2 pseudogenes are annotated in these 1,841 nt (G+C 43.7%); both read right to left on the bottom strand.

Annotated elements, in window-relative coordinates:
* Positions 1–1,535 (bottom strand): annotated as a pseudogene (locus COY37_RS12040) (IS1634 family transposase); the annotation flags it as partial.
* A gap of 122 nt (positions 1,536–1,657) precedes the next feature.
* Positions 1,658–1,841 (bottom strand): annotated as a pseudogene (locus tag COY37_RS04420) (hypothetical protein); the annotation flags it as partial.

The following is a 1,841-nucleotide window of genomic DNA, read 5'->3' as shown; positions in this document are numbered from 1 at the left end:
TTTGTAGATGATATCGTAAAGTGTCTGTTGATCTTCGGTCATTTTAAGAAGCGTTGTTTGTTTTCTCTGTGAATGCGGGAGAATGTATTCTATCTCATACATATTTTGAGTCAGCTCAGCAGCTCGTTTTGGGCTAAAGCCGGCTTTGTGTTTGTAAAGCAGCCGCTCTAATTCTTTGTAGATCGTGTAAGCCACAAAGCAGATTGAGATGTGGGCTTCAATGCGCTGTCTTAGGTAATGATGGATAGGGCGGATCTTGAGATCGGTTTTTGATATCCTAAACGCTTTTTCTATCTGCCAGAGGTGTTTATAGTTTTCAGCGATCTTTTGTGGCGCAAGCTTCGTGTTGGTAATATATCCCTTTAACCCGTCGAAGTGCTCATCTTCTTTTATTTTGTCCTCATCTATTTCAACGGTCATGCTTGGCTTTAACGCTAAGAACTTATTGTAGCCCCGGTTGTTGATGCTCTCCTTGGTCAATCTACCGTTTTTAACACGCTCTTTGAGTTTCCTTAGGCCTCGCTCGCGGTTGAAAGTTGAAAGCATCTTTTCTTTGGCGCTTATCTGAATAAGTGACGATGAGGCGGGTACCGTCAGACTTTTTAATCGTAATATAATCACCATCTTTTATCTCTTTGGTTTGCTCCAGGATTTTGTTTTTAATGCCATGAGTTTCGTTTTTTATCCTAGCGCCGATGATGAACTCATAGTTTTCTTGGCAGAGGTTCTGGAGGTTCTTCTTTGAAAGCAGGGCGGCATCGGCAATTACTATCGGCTTTTTGAAACCGTACTTTGCCTGGATGCCTTGGAGCACCGGTAAAAGAGTGTGACCTTCGAAGGTATTGCCTTCAAAAATGTCGTAGCCAATAGGATACCCCTGCTCTCCTACCAGAAGTCCCAGCATAATCTGAGGATTTTGAAATTTGCCGTCTTTGGAAAAACCGATCTTTCTTAAGTCGTCTTCGTCCTCGGCTTCAAAGTAGAGGGTAGTCATGTCATAGAAGACGACCGAGATATTCTTTAACTGTCTTTTGGTGTATTCAAACGCTATTCTTTCTACTGTTTCTTTATGGGTGCTCGCCAGTTTATCTAAAAACCGGCAGATCGCGTCCACGCTTATCTTTATTCCCCGGTAGCGGTACAGATAATCGACTGTTTTAAGCTTGCTGGTTGGATAGACGAGCCTGGCGATGGTGATGTGGCGGAAGAAGTTCATCATCTACTTTATTAAAGCCGATCCGGTCAAACAGTGTGCCAAAGATGAGTTCAGGGCCGATGGTGCGAATATTATTGTTGCTAAGACCTTGGCAGAAGTTTTCTATTGCTTGCTCGGTCTCAGTTTTAACTGTAAAAAGTCGGGGTTGATTGTCATCTGCCTTGTTAATAATCGATGTACCCAGTTGAACCAGGCGTTCTATTTCATCAATATCTCGACTTGCGCCAAGTGTTTTGATGACCCGATAGGTTCCACCCGTCTTATCGATAATTTGGATGCTTGTTGAACCGCTTTTGTTCTTCTTCTTTCGCACAAACATGCTTTATTTTAGCAACGGGACACCCATTTTACCATTTCTATTTTGCTTTATCCCAGCTAAATGGTGGTGTGGTTACTCTGTTTTTTGGGTAGTGCGGAAGTCAGGGGGATCGAATAATATTTTTACCGATAGCCCGCTCGCCCCGGATAATACGTAGCGTGCGATGTCGAATGCGTAACCGATTTTGCGTAGGTAATACCGTGCCGTTTCAGCTCGACGCTCTTTTTGTCGCGAATTATCCGCTTCACTTCGCATTGTACCCTGACTTCGATATTGAACCGATCGCGCATCCCCTCGGGTGTCTGC

Source organism: Candidatus Aquicultor secundus (assembly GCF_002791875.1).
Lineage (GTDB): Bacteria > Actinomycetota > Aquicultoria > Aquicultorales > Aquicultoraceae > Aquicultor_A > Aquicultor_A secundus.
Note: the sequence above shows the minus strand (reverse complement) of the source record. Positions and strands in the feature narration are given on the sequence as shown.